Source organism: Aestuariicoccus sp. MJ-SS9, assembly GCF_032586235.1.
In the GTDB taxonomy this organism is placed as follows: domain Bacteria; phylum Pseudomonadota; class Alphaproteobacteria; order Rhodobacterales; family Rhodobacteraceae; genus Aestuariicoccus.
In genome coordinates, this window is record NZ_JAWHTD010000001.1 from 81,363 (window position 1) to 95,407 (window position 14,045).

Below are 14,045 nucleotides of genomic sequence, written 5' to 3' on the forward strand. Positions count from 1 at the left end.
TCTGCTCTTATTGTGTGGTACCGGGATAAAGCCCACGCCGGGTTTGGCAAGACCAAACAGCCCCGGATGCGGCGCTATTGCACGGGCAGGGGGCTTGCGTCATGATCGGGAAAGGGTCTTGAAGGGCAAATCATGCGCAAATTTCTGGTGGTTCTGGACGACAGCCGCGAATGCCTCAACGCCATGCGCTTCGCCGCGATGCGCGCGGCGAACACTCGGGGCGGTGTGGCGATCCTGTCGGTGATCCCGCCGGACGAGTTCAATCACTGGATCGGCGTCGGTGAGGTGATGCGCGAAGAGGCGCGTGAACGCATCCATGCGCATTTCGAGGTCTTCGCGAAGTGGATGCGCGACAAGCAGGGGGTCGATCCCGAGCTGGTGATCCGCGAGGGCGAGGCGGTTCCCGAGATCATCGCGCAGGTTCGCGAAGACCCCGAGATTGGGGTTCTGGTGCTGGGGGCCGCCGCCGACCGCAAGGGGCCGGGGCCGCTGGTGACGCAGCTGACCAAGAACTCCGGGTCGCTGCCCATCCCGATCACCATCGTGCCCGGCGATCTGAGCAAGGAACGGCTCGAGGCGATCACCTGACGCGATGCGAACCGTTGTCCGGCGGCCTTGGCACCTTGCGCTAATGTGCGCAGCTGCGCGCCACGACCGGGCCGCCCGCTGACTATCCGCGCGCGGCAGTCCCGGGCTTGACCCGGGACCTCCTGGGCAATTGCCGCGCGTTGGCCGTTGCAGCTCCATCCGAGTGGCCGTTGCTCCAAAACCACGGCGGATACCGTCGCCGATGTGTGCTATACTGCGCCGTACTGAGGCTCTCATACATCCAGAAACCGCGCTTTTCGGAGGACGGATGCATGATCATGCGGATATTTCAGGTCGTCACGCGGCCCGGCAAGGAAGCGGACTTTGCCCGCTTCTTCCACGACACGGCCATCCCCCTGATGCGGGGGACAGAGGGCATTATCCAGGTTCTGCCGGGGGCCCCGCGCCCCGATACCCCGAGGGAATTCAGTTTCGTGATGATCTGGGAAAGCCTTGAAGCGCTCAAAGCCTTTGTCGGCGAGGATTACCAGAGCCCCCATATCGACCCGGCCGAGGCCGAACTGGTCGAATCGCGGACCATCACGCACTACGACCTCGTCGGGGGCGTAAGCGATGAATAGCCCCGCCACCTTTGCCGAGCGCTACCAGTCGGTCCTCGTTCCGGTGATTTTCGAACCCTGGGCGCGCGAGCTTATGCGCCGTGCCGCGCCGCGAACGGGTGATCGTATCCTCGACCTTGCCTGCGGCACGGGGGTCGTGACGCGGCAGGTCGCGCAGATGGGCGTGCATCCGGGTCGTCTGACCGCGGCGGATCACAATCCGCAGATGCTGAATGTGGCGCGGGCTCTGACCGCCGAGGCCGGGCTGGATGTGGAATGGGTCGAGGCCGACGCCGGCGACCTGCCATTCGAGGATGACGCGTTCGATCTGATTTACTGTCAGCAGGCGCTGCAATTCTTCCCGGATAAGCCGGCGGCGCTGCGGGAAGTGCGGCGCGTACTGGCCCCCGGCGGGCGGGCGGCGTTCTGCGTCCAGCGGGACCTGGAGGCCAATCCGATGCTGAAAGCCCAGGCCGCCGCCCTCGACCAATATGTCGGGACAGGCGCGGGGGACGCGGTGCGGGCCATTTGCGGCCTGCCCGACGGCGAGGAGCTGCGCGACCTCTTCGAGACCGCGGGGTTCGAAGAGGTCGAGGTCGCGCCGGTCACGCTGACCCTCCACCATCCCGACGCCCGGTCCTTTGCGGCCGGCGCGATGGGCGGCATGCACACAGGCGACAAGCTGTCGGGAATTTCGCAGGACGATGTCGCGCGCGTGGTCGAGGCCTTCCTGACCGGGCTCGGCGATTGTCTCGACGGGTCCGCGATGCGCTTTCCGCACGCCTCGCATGTGGTTCTGGCCGGGGGCTGAGGGACCGCAGGGGCGAGCGGCAAGGTCCCTGCCGGTCCGGCAATTTGATGCCCGCCGGAGGGTTTTAGAACTGTTCTAAACCTTGACCCCGCAGCGGGGCGGGCGCATATAGGGAGGGACGCGAAAAAAGGTGCAGATGCCATGTTCATTCAAACCGAATCCACCCCCAACCCGGCCACGCTGAAATTCCTGCCCGGCCAAACCGTGCTGGAGATGGGGACGGCCGATTTTCCCAGCCCCGAAGGCGCGGCGGGATCGCCGCTGGCGGGGCGGCTCTTTGGCGTGCCCGGTGTGCGCGGCGTCTTTTTCGGCAACGATTTCGTGACCGTCACCAAGGACGACGGCATCGATTGGGACCACATGAAACCGGCCATCCTCGGCGCGATCATGGAACATTTCCAGTCCGGCGATCCGGTCATGGCGGATGACGCGGCAGGCGCGGGCGGCCATGCCGAACATTCCGGCGAGGATGCCGAGGTCGTCGGCCAGATCAAGGAACTGCTCGACAGCCGGGTGCGTCCGGCTGTGGCGCAGGACGGCGGCGACATCACCTTCCACGGCTTTGATCGGGGTGTGGTCTATCTGCACATGCAGGGGGCCTGCGCGGGCTGCCCGTCCTCGACGCTGACGCTGAAGATGGGGATCGAGAACCTGCTGCGCCACTATATCCCCGAGGTGACCGAGGTGCGGCCGGTTGCCGTCTGACGTTCACGTTCTGGCATTCGACACATCGGCGGCGCATTGCGCCGCCGCTTTGCTGTGCGGAGGCCGGATCCTGGCCGAGCGGGCCGAGGACATGGGGCGCGGCCAGGCCGAACGGCTGATGCCTATGCTGCAGGCGCTGCTCGATGACGCAGGCGTGGGCTGGGGCGACCTGGGGGTGATCGCAGTCGGCACCGGGCCGGGGAACTTCACCGGCATACGCATCGCCGTGTCCGCCGCGCGGGGGCTGGCGCTGGGGCTGGGCGTTCCGGCGATTGGTGTCAGTACGCTAGAGGCCGCGGCCCACGCGCGCAATCTGCCGGTGGTCAGCGCTGTGCCCGCCCCACGCGGGCAGTTCTATGTGCAGACCTTCGGGCCGAACGGCGTGCAGGATGTTAGGCTGATGTCCGCGGACGGATTGGAGACAGCCAGCAGCGCCATGCCGATCTGCAGCTACGATCTGGCGGCGCTCGAGGCGACCGATCTCGAGATGCGGCACCGCGCCCCTGCCGATCCGCTCGCAGTGGCCATCGCCCGGATCGCCGCGCTCCGTTCGCTGACGCCGGACCAGCCGCGCCCCGCGCCGCTTTACGTCAAACCCGCCGATGCCGCGCCTCCGCGCGAGGCGCCGCCGGTGATGCTCGATGACGCCTGAGGCGCTGGCCGGGATCGCCGCGCGCGCCTATCGCCACATGACCCCCTGGAGCGCGGCTGATTTCGCCGAGCCGCTGGCACAGCCCGCGGCGCTGCTGGTGGCAGAGGATAGGGGATTCGTTCTGGGCCGGGTGGTGCTGGACGAGGCCGAGGTGCTGGCCCTGGCGGTCGAACCCGCGATGCAGCGGCAGGGCCATGCCCGCCGGCTGCTGTCGCGGTTCGAGACCGCGGCGGCCGCGCGCGGGGCCGGGCAGGTGTTTCTCGAGGTGGCGGCGGGGAATGCGGCGGCGCGTGGGCTTTACGCCGCGCTGGGCTATGCCGAGGTGGGCAAGCGTCGCGATTATTACCGGCAGCCTGACGGGGCACGGGACGACGCGATCTGCCTCAGAAAGGATCTGACCCAAGGTCACGGGCTTGCCGCGCCCGGCGAATCCCCAAAAAGCGGTTGACCCTTCCCGCGCCCTGCGGCCTTAATTGGCGCGATCAGCATGATCTGCAAACGAGCGGCGGGCGAACGACCCGTCGCCTTTACCATCTGGGAGCCTTTTGATGACCCTCATGACCAAATTTCTCGGCGCAGCCGCGTCGCTGGCGCTGACCGCCGGGGCCGCTCTGGCCGATCCGGCCCTGATCTACGATCTGGGCGGCAAATTCGACAAGAGCTTCAACGAGGCCGCTTTCAACGGCGCCGAGCGCTGGGCCGCGGCCACCGGCGGCAGCTATCGCGACATCGAGCTGCAATCCGAGGCGCAGCGCGAGCAGGCCCTGCGCCGCTTTGCAGAAGCCGGGTTCAACCCGGTTGTCACCACGGGCTTTTCCATGTCCTCGCCCATCGCGGCGGTGGCGGCCGATTATCCCGACACCAAGTTCGTGACCATCGACGGTTATGTCGATCCGGGCGAGCATCCCAACGTTCTGTCGGTCCTGTTCTCGGAACATCAGGGCAGCTACCTGGTAGGCAAGCTGGCGGCCATGGCCTCTGAAAGCGGGACCGTGGGTTTTGTCGGCGGTATGGACATCCCGCTGATCCGCAAATTCGCCTGCGGCTACGCGCAGGGCGCCAAGGCGGTGAACCCCGACGTCACAGTGATCTCGAACATGACCGGCACCACACCGGCGGCCTGGAACGACCCGGTGAAAGGGTCGGAACTGGCCAAGGCGCAGATCAGCCAGGGTGCGGATGTGATCTTTGCCGCCGCCGGCGGCACCGGTCTGGGCGTGCTGCAGACCGCGGCGGACGAGGATATCCTGTCGATCGGCGTGGATAGCAACCAGAACTATCTGCATCCCGGCAAGGTGCTGACCTCGATGCTCAAGCGGGTCGACGTGGCGGTCGAGGAAGCGATGACCGCGGGCGCCGATCTGGAGACCGGCGTCAAGGTGCTGGGCCTCGCTGAAGAGGGCGTGGGCTACGCGCTGGACGACAACAACGCCAGCCTGGTGACCGGCGATATGCAGTCGGCCGTCGACGAGGCGCGCGAAATGATCATCGCCGGCGACCTGGCGGTGCACGACTACACCAGCGACGACAGCTGCCCGGCACTGACGTTCTGAACCGTCTGAAGACAAAGGCGGGGCCGCACCGCGCGGCCCCGCTTTCCGCAACGGGCAGCTCGTCAAGCCCTTGCGGCCTTTCCTCGCGAAGACGCCCAGCGGGCGGATGAGCGGCCCCCGATCCAGCGCAGTCAGGGCGTGACATGACCCATCCCGCCATCGAACTCAAAGGCATATCCAAAGCCTTCGGCCCGGTGCAGGCCAACAAGGACATCTGGATCCGGGTGATGCCCGGCACGATCCACGGCATCATTGGCGAAAACGGCGCCGGAAAATCGACGCTGATGTCGATCCTCTATGGCTTCTACAAGGCCGATGCGGGCGAGGTCTTCATCAACGGCAGCCGGAACGAGATCCCCGATAGCCAGGCCGCGATCGCGGCGGGCATCGGCATGGTATTCCAGCATTTCAAGCTGGTGCAGAATTTCACTGTTCTGGAGAATGTCATCCTCGGGGCCGAGGACGGCGGTCTGCTTAAGCCCAGCCTGAACCGCGCGCGCGGGGTTCTGAAACAGCTGGCCGAGGAATATGAACTGGCGGTCGATCCCGACGCGCTGGTCGAGAACCTCAGCGTCGGGCACCAGCAGCGGGTCGAAATCCTCAAGGCGCTCTACCGGCAGGCGGATATCCTGATCCTCGACGAACCCACCGGGGTGCTGACCCCGGCCGAGGCCGACCACCTGTTCCGGATCCTCGACAACCTGCGGGCCGAGGGCAAGACGATTATCCTGATCACCCACAAACTGCGCGAAATCATGGATATCACCGACACCGTCAGCGTGATGCGGCGCGGCGAGATGACCGCGACGGTCCGGACGGCCGACACCTCGCCCGAGCAGCTGGCCGAGCTGATGGTGGGGCGTAAAGTGCTTTTGCGGGTGGACAAGGCACCCGCCAATCCGGGCAAGACCGTGCTCGAAATCGAGAACCTGAAGCTGACCGACGACAAGGGGGTCGTGCGGCTCCGCGGGATATCGCTCGACGTGCGCGCGGGCGAGATCGTGGGCATTGCGGGTGTCGCCGGAAACGGCCAGTCCGAACTGCTCGAGGTGCTGGGCGGCTATGCCAGCGCCACCGGAACGATCCGGGTGAACGGAGAAGAGATCGACCTGAGCGGGCACCATTCCGATGGCCAGTCACGCCGCGCGCGCGGCATCGCCCATGTGCCGGAGGACCGCCAGCACGAAGGTCTGATCATGGAATATTCCGCCTGGGAAAACTCGGTCTTCGGCTATCACCGCGACGCGGCGGCGACAGGCGACGGGCTGCTGATGGACAATGCCGCCATCCGCACCGAGGCGGCGGCCAAGATGCAACGTTTCGACGTGCGCCCGCCGAATCCGAACCTGGCGGCGCGCAACTTCTCTGGCGGCAACCAGCAGAAGATCGTTCTGGCCCGCGAGATCGAGCGCAACCCGGACATCCTGCTGGTTGGTCAGCCGACCCGGGGCGTGGACATCGGCGCGATCGAATTCATTCACCAACAGATCGTCACCTTGCGCGATGCAGGCAAGGCGGTCTTGCTGGTGTCGGTGGAACTGGACGAGATCCTGTCGCTCTCGGACCGCATCGCGGTGATGTTCGACGGTCAGATCATGGGCGAACGCGATCCCGCCAAGACCGATCAGACCGAACTTGGCCTGTTGATGGCCGGGATGACGGAAACGCCCGACAAGCCATTGATCGAAGCCGTCGACGAAAAACTGACGGCCAAAGAGGAACGGGAGGCGCGGCATGTCTGAACGCCAGCCAAGGGACCCGTTTTCCGTGACGGAAAACGGACCGGAATTTTGGCAAAATTCCACGCCCGGGGCAGAGGAGCCGCGGCATGGATAGGATGCCCGCCTGGGCCGATGCCATCCTCGTCCCGCTCATTTCGCTGTTTCTTGCGGCGATCCTGTCGGCGCTGGTGATCCTGGCGATCGGCGAGTCGCCGTCTCAGGCCTTCTGGCTAATGGTCGATGGGGCGCTGATGCGCTCGTCGGGCTGGGGGTATACGCTCTACTACGCCACCAATTTCATCTTCACCGGCCTCGCGGTCGCCGTTGCCTTCCATGCCCGCATGTTCAATATCGGCGGCGAGGGGCAGGCGATGATCGGCGGTCTGGGGGTGGCGCTGGTCTGTCTTTTCATCCCTTGGCCGCATTGGTCCATCGCGCTGATCGGCGCGACGCTGGCGGCGGGGCTTTTCGGTGCGGCCTGGGCGTTGATCCCGGCCTATCTGCAGGCCAAGCGTGGCAGCCACATTGTGATCACCACGATCATGTTCAACTTCATCGCCGCGGCCGTGTTGAACTACGTTCTGGTCAACCTCCTGCGGCCAGCCGGCGCGATGGACCCGGCAACGGCCAAGTTCCCCGAAGCCACCCATCTGCCGACCTTTCAGCAGATGTTTTCCACCGCCGAAACCGCCCTGTTCCGAGGCTCGCCCGCGAATGTCAGTTTCTTCATCGCTCTGGCGGCCTGCCTGGCGGTCTGGGTGCTGATCTGGCGCACCCGGCTGGGATACGAGATCCGCGCCTTCGGCAATTCCGAAACCGCCGCCAGGTATGCCGGTATCAGCCCTGTGCGCATCACGGTCGTGGCCATGCTGATTTCCGGCGGGCTGGCGGGGCTGATGGCGCTCAACACCACAATGGGCGAGGCCGAGCGGCTGGTCATGAACGCCACCGAGGGCGCCGGCTTCATCGGGATCGCCGTGGCGCTGATGGGGCGGTCGCATCCGCTGGGCGTGCTGCTTGCGGCGATCCTCTTCGGCTTCCTCTATCAGGGCGGGGCCGAGCTGGCGCTCTGGACGGACATCCCGCGCGAGCTGATCGTGGTCATTCAGGCGTTGGTGATCCTCTTCACCGGGGCGCTGGACAACATGGTGCGGATGCCGTTGCAAAAGCTGTTCATGGCCCTGCGCCGGAAGGGGGCGTGATGGATCTCGACACGATTATCCAGGTTCTGGACAGCACCATCCGGCTGGCGACACCGCTGTTGCTGGCCTGCCTTGCGGGGCTCTTTTCAGAGCGCTCGGGCATCATCGACATCGGGCTGGAAGGCAAGATGCTGATCGCCGCCTTCTTCTCCGCGGCGGTCGCGTTTTCGACTGGGTCGGTCTGGCTGGGGATGCTGGCGGGCATAGCCGCGTCGCTGGCCTTGTCGGGCATCCACGGGCTGGCCTCGATCACGTTTCGCGGCAACCAGCTGATTTCCGGCGTGGCGCTGAATTTCCTAGCCAGTGGCGTGACGGTTCTGGTGGCGCAGGTCTGGTTCGGGCAGGGCGGGCGCACGCCATCGCTGATGACGGGCGGCCGGTTCGAGGGCTTGACGCTTCCGCTGGCCGAGACGCTGCGCCCTGTGCCGGTGCTGGGGCCGATCTATGCCGACCTGATTTCGGGCCATTCGATCCTTGTCTATGTCGCCTTTCTGGCGGTGCCTTTGACATGGTGGGTCCTGTTCCGCACGCGTTACGGCCTGCGCCTGCGCGCCGTGGGCGAAGCGCCCGAGGCGGTGGATACCGCTGGCGTTTCGGTCGTAGGCCTGCGCTTTTCCGCGCTGGTCATTACCGGCGTGCTCTGCGGGCTGGCGGGGGCCTATCTGGCGACCGGGCTGCAGGCGGGCTTTGTCCGCGAGATGACCGCGGGCCGTGGCTATATCGCTCTGGCCGCGCTGATCTTTGCCAAGTGGCGGCCGTGGTACGCGCTTTACGCCTGCCTGCTCTTCGGCTTCCTGCAGGCGGTGGCGCTGCGCTATCAGAACATCGACCTGGGTGGTTTTGTGATCCCGGTGCAGGTGATGGACGTGCTGCCCTATATCCTGACCGTCGTGATCCTGGCGGGCTTTGTCGGCAAGGCGATCCCGCCGCGCGCCGGTGGCGAACCCTATGTGAAGGAGCGCTAGGGGGAGATGAACCCCGCCGTCTGGCTGCACCGCACCGCGCAGCGCTGGCCCGAGCGTCCGGCGCTGCTGGTCGGTGAGAGGGTCACAGCCGATTACGCGGGTTTCGCGGCCATGGCTGCCGCGCTGGGAAATGGCCTGCGCCAGCGGGGTATCGGCCCGGGTGACCGCGTGGCGGTCTTCATGCAGAACGCGCCGGAGTATCTGATCGCGCTCTACGGCATCTGGTGGGCCGGGGCCGCCGCCGTTCCGATCAATGCCAAACTTCACGCCAAAGAGGCCGCATGGATCATCGCCAATGCCCAGGCTGCGCTGGTCATCGCCGACGAACCCCATGCCGGGGCGCTCTCCTCGGTCCTGCCCGGGGACCTTGCCGTCGTCGCAACCGGAACGCCGGACTGGGCCGCCCTGCAGGCGACCGCGTCGGACGCGCCGCCGATGGCCATGGGGCCAAAGGATCTGGCCTGGCTCTTCTACACCTCTGGCACCACGGGGCGGCCCAAAGGTGTGATGATCACCGCGGGCAATCTTCAGTCGATGACGCTTTGCTATTTCGCCGATGTCGACGAGGTGCGGGCCGAGGATGCGATCCTCTATGCAGCGCCGATGTCGCATGGGGCGGGGCTTTATAACTTTATGCACGTGATCCGGGGCGCGCGCCATGTGATCCCCGAAAGCGGCGGGTTCGACGCTGCCGAGGTGTTGGCACTGGCCCCCAGGATCGGCCCGGTGTCGATGTTCGCGGCCCCCACCATGGTGCGTCGTCTGGTCGACGCGGCACGGCGCGCCGGGTTGGACGGCGACGGGTTGCGCACGATCGTCTATGCGGGCGGGCCGATGTACGAGGCCGATATCCTCGACGCCGTGGCCACCATGGGGCCGCGGTTCGTGCAGATCTATGGGCAGGGTGAATGTCCGATGGGGATCACCGCGCTCTGCCGCGAAGATGTGGCGGACCGCGACCACCCGCGCTGGCGCGACAGGCTGAATTCCGTGGGCCGCGCGCAAAGCGCGGTCGAGGTGGCGGTCGTCGATGCCGAGGGCCAGCCGGTGCCGCCCGGCACCAGCGGCGAGATCGCCGTGAAGGGCGCGACCGTGATGGCGGGTTACTGGCGCAACCCCAACGCCACGCAGGACACGCTGCGGCAGGGCTGGCTGATGACCGGCGACATGGGGGTGCTGGACGCCGAGGGCTATCTGACGCTGCAGGACCGCGCCAAGGACATGATCATCTCGGGTGGGTCGAACATCTACCCGCGCGAGGTCGAAGAGGTGCTTCTGTCGCATTCCGCCGTGCGCGAGGCCGCCGTGCTGGGCCGCGCCCACCCCGAATGGGGCGAAGAGGTGGTAGCCTTTATCGCCGCCGATCCGGGCAGCGTCGACGCCGCCGCGCTGGACGCGCTTTGCCTCGACCGGATCGCGCGGTTCAAGCGGCCCAAGGCCTATGTCTTTGTCGACGACCTGCCCAAGAACAATTACGGCAAGATCCTCAAGACCGCGCTGCGGGACCGGCTGGCCGGAGGTGGGGAATGACCCGCATCGCCTATGCCGCCGCGCGGGTCTTTGACGGGCAAAACCTGCTGACGGACCATGCGGTCCTGTCGGAAAGCGGGATCTGCGCCGGGGTCGTTCCGGTGTCGGATGTGCCCGAGGGTTACGCCTGTCAGCGGCTTGAGGGCATGGTTCTGCCGGGTTTCGTCGATCTGCAGGTGAACGGCGGGGGCGGGGTGATGTTCAACGACGCGACCGACATCGCAGGGCTCCGCCGCATTGCCGAGGCCCACGCGGGCACCGGGACGCTGGGCATACTGCCGACGCTGATCACCGACACGCCCGAGCGCACCACGCAGGCGATCCGTGCCGTGCGCGAGGCGCTGGCGGCGGGTGTCCCCGGTATCCTTGGCCTGCATCTGGAAGGCCCGCATCTGTCGCGCGCGCGCAAGGGCGCACATGAGGCCGCGCTGATCCGGCCGATGCAGGACAGCGATCTGCAAGAGCTTTGCGCAGCGGCGCGCGATCTGCCCAACCTCATGGTCACCGTCGCGCCGGAGGCCGCGAGCCTTGCGCAGATCGCAGCCCTGGCGGAGGCGGGCGCGCTGGTGTCGCTGGGCCACAGCGATTGCGATTACGAAACCGCCATGGCCGCTTTCGGGGCGGGCGCGCGCTGCGCCACGCATCTTTTCAATGCCATGAGTCCCCTGACCAGCCGCGCCCCCGGTCTGGTCGGCGCGGCGCTGGATCACGGCGCGGTGGCGGCTGGGCTGATCGCCGATGGTATCCATGTGCATCCCGTTAGCCTGCGGCTGGCGCTGCGGGCCAATCGCGGGCCGGGTCGGCCCTTTCTGTTGACCGATGCGATGGCGCCGCTGGGGACGGACGACGCCTCGTTTACGCTGAACGGACGGCGCATCCGCCGGGCTGGTGGCCGCCTGACGCTGGAGGACGGCACGTTGGCCGGGGCCGATCTGACCATGACGCAGGCCATCGGGGTGACGACCGGGCCGGTCGGCGTACCTATGGCTGAGGCCTTGGCGATGGCGACCTCGGGTCCGACAGGTCTTTTGCGCGATGCGCCGGGATTCGGGCGGTTCGAGCGCGGGCAAAGGCTTCGGGCGATCCACTGGCCGCCGGAGGGCGCGGTCGCGTCATTATGAGGGCGAGGTTCGGGACGAAACGAGGCGCGATATTCATCGCAGCACGAGTCGCGGATTCAAGGGCGAAGCCCGCCGCGACCAGCGCCTGCCCGTCCCGGCGGGCTGGCGCTTTGGCTGGGCAAAGCGCGTCGTTCGTTCGGTGCAATGACTTGGCTGGGATAAAGCGCACAGAACGGATCAAGCAGCGCCACCCCACGGGCAGGCGCCGGTCGCGGCTTTCGAATGTTCCATTAACGTCGCCCCGCCCGGCAAGGACCCATCAACCGTATCCCACCAGCACCCGCCCGAAGCCCGGCAATTCGTTTGACGCCGCGCGCGCCGTGGTGGATGACTGCACCCAACCGGATGCCCCGCATTCACCGGACCCAAGGAAAGGCACACCAAATGGCCGTCTCTCCCCCCGTGTGCGATTTCGGCTGGACCGCGCCGGGATTCCGCCTGCCCGCCACCGACGGCAAGGTCTACGCCCTGTCCGACATCGCCGGGCCGAAGGGTACGCTGGTCATGTTCATCTGCAACCATTGCCCCTATGTGCTGGCCGTGCTCGACCGGATCGAGCGGGACGCCCGCGATCTTCAGGCCCTGGGCATTGGCGTCGCGGCGATCTGTTCCAACGATGCCGAGGCCTATCCCGCCGACAATTTTGACAACATGGCCCGGCTGGCACTGGACCGCGGGTTCCCTTTTCCCTATCTGCACGACGCCTCTCAGGACGTCGCCCGGGCCTGGGGGGCGGCCTGCACGCCGGATTTCTTTGGCTTCAATGCCGACGGGGAGCTGCAATACCGCGGAAGGCTAGACGGCTCGGGCCGAAATCCCGCGCCCGTCGATGCCCCGCGCGAGCTTTATGAAGCGATGCGGCAAGTGGCTGAAACCGGGCGGGGCCCGCGCGACCAGATCCCTTCGATGGGATGTTCGATCAAATGGAAAGTGACATGACCAAGACCATCGTCTTCGATCTCGACGGCACGCTGGTGCACAGCGCGCCCGACATCCACGCCGCCGTGAACCGGATGCTGGCCGATTGCGGCGAGGCGCCGCTGGATATGCCAACGGTGACCGGCTTCGTCGGCAACGGCATTCCGAATCTGGTGCGGCTGGTGATGCAGGCGCGGGACATTCCCGCCGATGCAGAGCCCCGGATGATGCAGCTGATGGTCGACCATTACACCGCGCATCCGGCGGATCTGACGCGGCCCTATCCCGGTGTGGTCGACGCGCTGACCGCGTTCCGCGCGGCGGGCCACAGGCTGGGGGTTTGCACCAACAAGCTGCACGCGCCTTCGGTCGACATCCTTGATCAGCTGGATCTGGCACGGTTCTTCGACGTGGTGATCGGCGGCGACAGCCTGCCGGTCAAGAAGCCCGACCCGGCCCCGCTCTATGCCGCGTTCGAGGCGCTTGCGCCCGAACCGGGGCTTTACGTCGGCGACAGCGAGGTGGACGCCGCCACGGCCGAAAACGCCGGGGTAAGCTTTGCTCTGTTTACCCGGGGCTATCGCAAGACCCCGGTCGAGGCGCTGCGCCACCACTTTGCCTTCGACGCCTTCGACGACCTGCCCGCGTGGGTCGCGCAGAACGCGGTGAGCGCCGGCTGACGCAGGCACGGGTCAGGCCCTGGCCAAGCTCTTTGCGACCTCCTGCTGCATCTTCTGAAGACCGCTTTCAAGATCGGCGATAAAGGCCCGCGCGGCCAGCGATTGCGTGGCATAGCCCGGCGTCAGAATCGAGACGCCGCTGGTGATCCGGGGCCGAAAGCGGCGCAGCGTCAGGGCCGGGTTCGCAGGGTTCTGCACGAGATAGCTGTAGGCCGTGATCATGTCGCAGACCATATAGCACAGCCCCTCGGCCACGAATTGCAGACCCGGCAGAAAGGTGCGCAATTCCAGGTACTTGTTAAAGCGATGCCCGGTTGAATGAAAGGCTGCTTCGGTCTGGGTGGCGGTGGTGTGATCCTCGAACAGGATCGCCATAGGCTTGCCGTCGAGATCGGCGGGCGTCAGCGTCTTGCGCGCGGCCAGAGGATCGTCCTTGGCCAGCACGCAGACGCAATCCAGCGCGAAATCCGTCTGGTTGATCGAGGCGCGCGGGGCCGGGGTTTCGGCAAAGCCGATGTCGTATTGCTGCGAGGCGATCAGATCCTCGACCACCCCGGATGACCGCATGATGAGCGCCAGCTCGATCCCCGGCTTGTCGCGGGCGAATTGCGTCAGCAGCCGCGGCATGAAGAACCCCGAGGCGGCGGGGTGACAGGCGATGCGCAGCTTGCCGGTTTCCAGCGTGCCGATGCGCGCCAGCGTTTCCTTTGTGCGGTCCAGCCGCGCCAGCACGGCCTCGGCCTCTTCCAGAAAGAACCGCGCTTCGGGGGTCGGCGTCAGCTTGCCGTGTTCGCGCAGAAAAAGCGCAAAGCCCAACTCGTCCTCGAGCGTGGCGATCATGGTGCTGACGGCGGGCTGCGTGCGCCCCACCGTCCGCGCGGCCTGGCTGATCGAGCCGCTGCGCATGACTTCGACGAAGGTGACAAGCTGACGGACCGAGAGGTTCATATCAAATCCATAAACTCAGTTGATGGGTTTAAAGATATTATCAAATTGATTTTATGGTGCTTGTCCAGCGATCCTTTCTTCACCAACGCCC

General features: G+C 66.3%; 15 protein-coding genes. 14 read left to right on the forward strand and 1 reads right to left on the reverse strand.

Going from position 1 to position 14,045, the window contains the following annotated elements; translation table 11 throughout:
• The first annotated feature begins 132 nt into the window (after window positions 1-132).
• From RXV88_RS00385 to gph, 14 genes are all read left to right on the forward strand, one after another.
• Window positions 133-588, forward strand: coding sequence for a universal stress protein (locus RXV88_RS00385; RefSeq protein ID WP_316289698.1), 456 nt, complete (start codon window positions 133-135; stop codon window positions 586-588).
• Between the two features lie 272 nt (window positions 589-860).
• The gene (locus RXV88_RS00390; protein WP_316289699.1) at window positions 861-1,169 is read left to right on the forward strand and encodes an antibiotic biosynthesis monooxygenase family protein; all 309 of its coding nucleotides are present in this window, start codon (window positions 861-863) and stop codon (window positions 1,167-1,169) included.
• Window positions 1,162-1,959, forward strand: a complete 798-nt coding sequence (locus RXV88_RS00395; protein ID WP_316289700.1) for a class I SAM-dependent methyltransferase — start codon at window positions 1,162-1,164, stop codon at window positions 1,957-1,959. The genes RXV88_RS00390 and RXV88_RS00395 overlap by 8 nt, the downstream gene beginning before the upstream one ends.
• Before the next feature lie 141 nt (window positions 1,960-2,100).
• Entirely contained in the window at window positions 2,101-2,664 is a 564-nt protein-coding gene (locus RXV88_RS00400) for a NifU family protein (RefSeq protein WP_316289701.1), read from the forward strand.
• Window positions 2,654-3,316 carry a tRNA (adenosine(37)-N6)-threonylcarbamoyltransferase complex dimerization subunit type 1 TsaB gene (gene tsaB, locus RXV88_RS00405; protein ID WP_316289702.1) on the forward strand — a complete coding sequence of 221 codons (663 nt, stop codon included), beginning with the start codon at window positions 2,654-2,656 and terminating at the stop codon, window positions 3,314-3,316. The genes RXV88_RS00400 and tsaB overlap by 11 nt, the downstream gene beginning before the upstream one ends.
• Window positions 3,306-3,764: a ribosomal protein S18-alanine N-acetyltransferase gene (rimI, locus tag RXV88_RS00410; protein ID WP_316289703.1), complete on the forward strand. Its 459-nt coding sequence runs from the start codon at window positions 3,306-3,308 to the stop codon at window positions 3,762-3,764. Before tsaB ends, rimI begins: the two co-directional genes overlap by 11 nt.
• A gap of 100 nt (window positions 3,765-3,864) precedes the next feature.
• Entirely contained in the window at window positions 3,865-4,869 is a 1,005-nt protein-coding gene (locus RXV88_RS00415) for a BMP family ABC transporter substrate-binding protein (RefSeq protein WP_316289704.1), read from the forward strand.
• Between the two features lie 143 nt (window positions 4,870-5,012).
• Window positions 5,013-6,611: an ABC transporter ATP-binding protein gene (locus tag RXV88_RS00420; protein WP_316289705.1), complete on the forward strand. Its 1,599-nt coding sequence runs from the start codon at window positions 5,013-5,015 to the stop codon at window positions 6,609-6,611.
• Between the two features lie 86 nt (window positions 6,612-6,697).
• A complete protein-coding gene (locus RXV88_RS00425; RefSeq protein ID WP_316289706.1) occupies window positions 6,698-7,792 on the forward strand; it encodes an ABC transporter permease in 1,095 nt (364 codons plus the stop codon).
• A complete protein-coding gene (locus RXV88_RS00430; protein WP_316289707.1) occupies window positions 7,792-8,757 on the forward strand; it encodes an ABC transporter permease in 966 nt (321 codons plus the stop codon). The genes RXV88_RS00425 and RXV88_RS00430 overlap by 1 nt, the downstream gene beginning before the upstream one ends.
• Window positions 8,758-8,763: 6 nt before the next feature.
• Complete coding sequence (locus tag RXV88_RS00435) at window positions 8,764-10,287, forward strand: class I adenylate-forming enzyme family protein (protein WP_316289708.1); 1,524 nt, start codon at window positions 8,764-8,766, stop codon at window positions 10,285-10,287.
• Complete coding sequence (gene nagA, locus RXV88_RS00440; protein ID WP_316289709.1) at window positions 10,284-11,408, forward strand: N-acetylglucosamine-6-phosphate deacetylase; 1,125 nt, start codon at window positions 10,284-10,286, stop codon at window positions 11,406-11,408. Before RXV88_RS00435 ends, nagA begins: the two co-directional genes overlap by 4 nt.
• A gap of 384 nt (window positions 11,409-11,792) precedes the next feature.
• Entirely contained in the window at window positions 11,793-12,347 is a 555-nt protein-coding gene (locus tag RXV88_RS00445; RefSeq protein WP_316289710.1) for a thioredoxin family protein, read from the forward strand.
• Complete coding sequence (gene gph, locus RXV88_RS00450) at window positions 12,344-13,006, forward strand: phosphoglycolate phosphatase (protein WP_316289711.1); 663 nt, start codon at window positions 12,344-12,346, stop codon at window positions 13,004-13,006. The genes RXV88_RS00445 and gph overlap by 4 nt, the downstream gene beginning before the upstream one ends.
• A gap of 12 nt (window positions 13,007-13,018) precedes the next feature.
• On the opposite strand, the gene RXV88_RS00455 is transcribed toward gph, so the two are convergent.
• A complete protein-coding gene (locus RXV88_RS00455; RefSeq protein ID WP_316289712.1) occupies window positions 13,019-13,954 on the reverse strand; it encodes a LysR family transcriptional regulator in 936 nt (311 codons plus the stop codon).
• Between the last annotated feature and the right edge of the window lie 91 nt (window positions 13,955-14,045).

What these genes read in the sequence shown, in the direction of transcription:
- gph (WP_316289711.1), top strand. Translation starts at nt 12,344, where the DNA reads ATGACCAAGACCATCGTCTTCGATCTCGACGGCACGCTGGTGCACAGC.
- RXV88_RS00435 (WP_316289708.1), top strand. Translation starts at nt 8,764, where the DNA reads ATGAACCCCGCCGTCTGGCTGCACCGCACCGCGCAGCGCTGGCCCGAG.
- RXV88_RS00425 (WP_316289706.1), top strand. Translation starts at nt 6,698, where the DNA reads ATGGATAGGATGCCCGCCTGGGCCGATGCCATCCTCGTCCCGCTCATT.
- RXV88_RS00400 (WP_316289701.1), top strand. Translation starts at nt 2,101, where the DNA reads ATGTTCATTCAAACCGAATCCACCCCCAACCCGGCCACGCTGAAATTC.
- RXV88_RS00395 (WP_316289700.1), top strand. Translation starts at nt 1,162, where the DNA reads ATGAATAGCCCCGCCACCTTTGCCGAGCGCTACCAGTCGGTCCTCGTT.
- RXV88_RS00420 (WP_316289705.1), top strand. Translation starts at nt 5,013, where the DNA reads ATGACCCATCCCGCCATCGAACTCAAAGGCATATCCAAAGCCTTCGGC.
- RXV88_RS00445 (WP_316289710.1), top strand. Translation starts at nt 11,793, where the DNA reads ATGGCCGTCTCTCCCCCCGTGTGCGATTTCGGCTGGACCGCGCCGGGA.
- rimI (WP_316289703.1), top strand. Translation starts at nt 3,306, where the DNA reads ATGACGCCTGAGGCGCTGGCCGGGATCGCCGCGCGCGCCTATCGCCAC.
- nagA (WP_316289709.1), top strand. Translation starts at nt 10,284, where the DNA reads ATGACCCGCATCGCCTATGCCGCCGCGCGGGTCTTTGACGGGCAAAAC.
- RXV88_RS00415 (WP_316289704.1), top strand. Translation starts at nt 3,865, where the DNA reads ATGACCCTCATGACCAAATTTCTCGGCGCAGCCGCGTCGCTGGCGCTG.
- RXV88_RS00455 (WP_316289712.1), bottom strand. Translation starts at nt 13,954, where the DNA reads ATGAACCTCTCGGTCCGTCAGCTTGTCACCTTCGTCGAAGTCATGCGC.
- RXV88_RS00390 (WP_316289699.1), top strand. Translation starts at nt 861, where the DNA reads ATGATCATGCGGATATTTCAGGTCGTCACGCGGCCCGGCAAGGAAGCG.
- RXV88_RS00430 (WP_316289707.1), top strand. Translation starts at nt 7,792, where the DNA reads ATGGATCTCGACACGATTATCCAGGTTCTGGACAGCACCATCCGGCTG.
- RXV88_RS00385 (WP_316289698.1), top strand. Translation starts at nt 133, where the DNA reads ATGCGCAAATTTCTGGTGGTTCTGGACGACAGCCGCGAATGCCTCAAC.